We start from the raw sequence: 5425 nt of genomic DNA, 5'->3' as shown, positions 1-5425 counted from the left end.
TGGGAAGAGTGGCGGGAGCTTTTCCGCATTCACGAGATGCCCAAAGATCTGCTCACCGGCGACCTGGAAACCAAGGAAGGCCGCATCGCCTTCCTGCAGACCCAGCCCACGCTGGTGCTGGACACACGCCACTTTTCGCCGGAGTTCACCGACCGCCTGCTGGCTTCGTTTGACAACCTGGACGAGATGACCGACGGCCTTCTGGTGCATTCTGAAAACTGGCAGGCGCTCAATCTGCTGCTGGAAAAGTACCGGGAGCGTGTGAAGTGCATCTACATTGACCCGCCGTATAACACGGGAAGCGATGAGTTTCTCTATCGGGACAACTACCAGCATTCGAGCTGGTTGGCGATGATGCACGATCGCCTGGCGCTGGGGCGAGAGTGGCTGCGGGGGGATGGGGCGATTTTTGCGAGCATTGACGATGGCGAACAAGATGCGCTTCGGAAAACGATTGAAACCCCATTTGGCCCCGATAACTTCGTGAACAACATCATCTGGCAGAAAAAGTATGCTCCACAAAACGATGCGCGATGGCTCTCTGACAACCACGATTTTCTGATACTTTTTGCGAAGCAAAAGGAAGTGTGGCGCCCGGGGCTGTTACCACGCACGGGGGAGCAGGACAAGCGCTACCAAAACCCGGATAATGACCCACGCGGCCCGTGGATGTCCGACAACCTCTCCGTAAAAACCTACTCTCCAGAATACGACTATCCCATCACCACGCCATCAGGAAGGGTCGTGCATCCGCCCAAAGGGTACTGCTGGCGTGTCTCCAAAGAACGCCTTGAGAAACTCATCGCTGATAACCGCATCTGGTTTGGGTCGGACGGGGACGGCGTACCGCGGCTTAAGCGCTTTCTCTATGAAACAAAAAAAGGCGTTACGCCCCTCACCATCTGGACCTACAAGGAAGTAGGACACAACCAGGAAGGGAAACAAGAACTCAAGCGCATGCTCTCGGAATCCGAGCAAGTGTTCGGTACTCCCAAACCCACGCGTCTTCTTCAACGCGTGATTACTATCGGAGCTGGAAACAACGGCGAAAATGCCCTTGTCGTCGATTATTTCGCCGGTTCCGGCACCACGGGGCATGCGGTCATCAATCTTAACCGCGAGGACGGCGGGCGGCGTAAGTTCATCCTGGTGGAAATGGGCCACTACTTTGACACCGTGCTCCTGCCGCGCATCAAGAAGGTGACCTTCACGCCGGAGTGGAAGGACGGCAAGCCCAAGCGCATGGCGACCCAAAAGGAGTTCGAGCGCGGGCCGCGCATTGTGAAGGTCATCCGCCTGGAGTCCTACGAGGACGCGCTGAACAACATCTCTTTCGACGAAGAAGACGGCCAAAAGGCGCTGGCCCTCTTCGGCGACGAGTACCTGCTGCGCTACATGCTCCGCTGGGAGAGCAAGAAGAGCGAGACCTTCCTGGACGTGGAGAAGCTGCAAACCCCCTTCTTCTACAAGCTGCGCATCCACCGCGACGGCGAAACCCGCGAGCAACCCGTGGACCTGCCGGAGACCTTCGCCTACCTCATCGGCCTAGACGTAGAGAAGCGAGAGGTGCACTACGACGGCGAGCGGCGCTATCTGGTGCACCGCGGCACGACGCGCGACGGGCGCAGGGTGGCCGTCATCTGGCGGGAGACCAAGGACTGGAAGAAAGAGGATTACGAACGCGACGCGGCTTTCGTGGCTGGACAGGGATTGACCGAAGGCGCGGATGAAGTCTTCACGAACGGCGATTCGTACATCCCCGGTGCGCGCTCGCTGGACGGCGTCTTCAAGGCGCGGCTGTTCGGAATGAGGAATGAGGCTTGAGTCATGGCCGACGTACTCTTCAAGAAAGTAGATTACACCCTGAAAAAACTACTGGAAGACATCGACATGGGCGAAATCGGCCTGCCGGATATCCAGCGGCCCTTCGTCTGGGGCACCAGCAAGGTGCGCGACCTTTTCGACTCCATGTACCGCGGTTATCCCATCGGCTACCTGCTCTTCTGGGAAAACGGCTATCCGGGGGAACACCGCACCATCGGCGAGGACAAAAAACAAAAAGTCCCCCGTCTGCTCATTGTGGACGGTCAGCAGCGATTGACCTCCCTGTATGCGGTGATTAAGGCCGTGCCGGTGATTGACAAGAACTTCCGCCGCACACGGATCCGTATCGCTTTCAATCCACTTGAGGAGAGATTTGAGGTTACCAACCCAGCCATCGAAAGGGATGTTGCTTGGATTGCCGACATCAGCAAGTTGTGGGAACCTTCCACAAGCACCTACGCCTTCACCACAGCATATCTTCAGCGATTGAAAGAAAAGAGAGAATTGACCTCGGAGGATGAGCAACAGGTGGCCGTGGCCATCGACCGATTGCAAAAGCTCATCGAGTATCCTCTGACCGCTCTGGAAGTTTCTTCTTCCGTGGATGAAGATCGGGTGGCCGAGATTTTCGTGCGCATCAACAGTAAGGGGACGCCTCTGAACCAGGCGGACTTTATCCTCACCCTGATGTCTGTGTTCTGGGATGAGGGGCGCAAGGAGCTGGAGGAGTTCTGTCGCCGGGCCAAGACACCACCTGTGGACAACCAGCCTTCACCGTACAATCACTACTTGCGTCCCAATCCCGATCAACTGTTGCGCGTTAGTGTTGCCCTGGGCTTCCGACGGGCACGGTTGGAGCATGTCTATTCCCTGCTGCGCGGCAAAGATTTGCAGACGCGGCAATTCTCTGTGGAACAGCGCGAACGGCAATTTCAAATCCTCCAAGAGGCTCAGGCCTATACTTTGGACCTGCAAAACTGGCATGAATTCCTCAAGGTGCTGCGGCGCGCCGGCTATCCCAGCGGGCAGATTATCTCTTCGGGCATGGCGATTCTCTACACCTACGCGCTCTGGCTGATCGGCAAGCGCGATTTCGGAGTGGATCCGTACCGTCTGCGCGAGGTGATGGCGCGCTGGTTCTTCATGGCGGCTCTGACCGGCCGCTATACCGGATCGCCGGAAACACGGATGGAGCAGGACCTGGCCCTTTTGCGAGGAGCGAAAACAGCAGACGATTTCGTGAACATTCTGGATCAGCAGATTGATGCTGTTCTGACGCGGGACTATTGGGAGGTCACCTTACCCAGCGAGCTGGAGACGGCTGCTGCCCAAAGCACCGGCCAATTCGCCTACTACGCAGCGCTTCGCTTGCTGAATGCACCGGTGTTGTATTCAAAGATGAAGGTGGCAGAACTGCTCGACCCGTCTACAAAAGCAAAGAAAGCAGCGCTTGAGCGGCATCATCTCTTCCCCCGCCGCTATTTGCAACGCATCGGGATCAAAGAACGGCGCCTGATCAATCAGGCTGCCAACTATGCCCTCGTGGAGTGGAGCGACAACATCAGGGTCTCCGACCAACCTCCTAGGGAATACGTGCCCGACATGGAGCGGCGATTCTCCGTCGAAGAACTTCGTGAGATGTACGACTTGCACGCGCTCCCGGAGCGGTGGTACGAAATGGACTATCAGACGTTCTTGGAAGAACGTCGGAAGCGCATGGCCAACGTCATTCGGCGCGGATTCTTGCAACTACAGGGAACCGATTGACAATGGCGCGGATTTCGAACGGCATCCAGCAATACACCAAACTGGAACATCGCCTGGTGCTTTTGGCCTGGCTCAACGGCCTGTTCGGCTACGAGAGCAACAAGGCCCTGCTGGAGGACTGCAAGGATGTGGCCGAGGGCTACGCGTCCGACGGCCATAGCCACCTGTACCACCACCTGCTGGCCCGCGGTAGTGAGGTCAAGATCCCCGAAGAGGACCTGGCGCGCTACGACGAGAACATCCGCCGGCATCTGGAGCGCATCAACCGCCACCGGCCGGAGCCCATCACTTTGCGCTACTTTCAGCATCTGGCCGCCCTGTACACGGAGATCGTGCTCGACCGCTTGTTCAACCACAAGGCCCAACTTCTGGACAACCTGAACGACTTTGTGCGACAGCGCAATGCCCGCAAACTGCCGGGCGAACCAGAGGATGAACCCTTCACCGCGGACGACCTGACCAAACTGGCCTACTGGATGGCCACCGGCAGCGGCAAGACGCTCCTCCTGCACCTGAACTACTATCAGTTTTTGCATTACCACCGCGAGCCCCTGGACAACATCCTGCTCATCACCCCCAACGAAGGGCTTTCGGAACAGCATCTGCAGGAACTGGAACTTTCGGGCATCCCGGCACGGCGCTTTGACCTGAACCAGAGCGGGTTGTTTCGCCAACCCAACGAAGTGCAGGTGCTGGAGATCACCAAACTGGTGGAGGAAAAGCGCGGTGGCGGCGTCAGCGTGCCGGTGGAAGCCTTCGAGGGGCGCAACCTGATCTTCGTGGACGAAGGGCACAAGGGGGCCGGAGGACAGGCGTGGCGTGGCTACCGCGACGCGCTGGGCGAGACCGGCTTCACCTTTGAGTACAGCGCCACCTTCGGGCAGGCCCTTTCGGCGGCCGGCGACGACGAGCTGACGAAAGAATACGGCAAGGCCATCCTCTTCGACTACTCCTACCGCTACTTCTACGGCGACGGCTTCGGCAAGGACTTTCGCATCCTCAACCTGCGGGACGATACGAACCAGGAGCAAACTTACATCCTGCTTTTGGGCAACCTGCTTTCGTTTTACGAGCAGTTGCGCCTGTACCAGGAACACCGCGACGAACTGCGTCCCCACAATCTGGAAAAACCGCTGTGGGTTTTCGTGGGCAGCACGGTCAACGCCGTTTACACCCGGCAGGGGCAAAAGCGCAGCGATGTGTTGACCGTCGCCCGGTTTCTCCACAAAGTGTTACAAGACCGCTCTTGGGCGGTGGGAACCATTAAGAACCTGCTAGCGGGCAAGAGTGGTTTGGTCGCGCCCGATGGTTCGGACGTGTTCCTGGAACGCTTCAAGTACCTGACCGAACTGGGGGAGACGCCCGCGGCGCTTTACAGCGATATGCTGCGTCGGGTGTTCCACACGGCGGGGGGCGGCGGGCTGCATCTGGCCGACATCCGTGGTAGCCAGGGCGAAATCGGCCTAAAGGCCGCCGGGGCGGATGACTACTTCGGCCTCATCTACATCGGCGATACGTCGGCCTTCAAGAAACTGGTTGGCGAACAGGCTCCAGAGATCACTATTGAAGAGGAAGCCATCAGCGGCTCGCTCTTTGACGACATCAACCGGCCGGACTCCCGCATCCACGTGTTGATCGGCGCCAAGAAATTCATGGAAGGCTGGAATTCATGGCGCGTTTCCGCCATGGGCTTGCTCAACATCGGCCGGCAGGAAGGCTCCCAGATCATCCAGCTCTTCGGCCGGGGCGTGCGTCTGAAGGGCAAGGGCATGAGCCTGAAACGCTCGTCTGCGCTGCCAGGCTCGCATCCCCGGCACATCGGCCTGCTGGAGAC

General features: G+C 58.3%; 3 protein-coding genes. All 3 read left to right on the top strand.

Going from position 1 to position 5425, the window contains the following annotated elements; all coding sequences use genetic code 11:
- Positions 1-1824: site-specific DNA-methyltransferase (locus H5U38_10810; protein ID MBC7187514.1), on the top strand; the 1824-nt coding region annotated here is incomplete at its 5' end.
- Positions 1825-1827: 3 nt separating this feature from the next.
- Positions 1828-3591 carry a DUF262 domain-containing protein gene (locus tag H5U38_10805; GenBank protein ID MBC7187513.1) on the top strand — a complete coding sequence of 588 codons (1764 nt, stop codon included), beginning with the start codon at positions 1828-1830 and terminating at the stop codon, positions 3589-3591.
- 2 nt (positions 3592-3593) lie between these two features.
- A partial coding sequence (locus tag H5U38_10800) for a DEAD/DEAH box helicase family protein (GenBank protein MBC7187512.1) occupies positions 3594-5425 on the top strand: 1832 nt, incomplete at its 3' end.

The sequence above is a fragment of the Calditrichota bacterium genome, assembly GCA_014359355.1.
Taxonomy (GTDB): Bacteria; Zhuqueibacterota; Zhuqueibacteria; order JANLFK01; family Oleimicrobiaceae; genus Oleimicrobium.
This window is presented reverse-complemented; position numbering and strand designations above follow the sequence as displayed.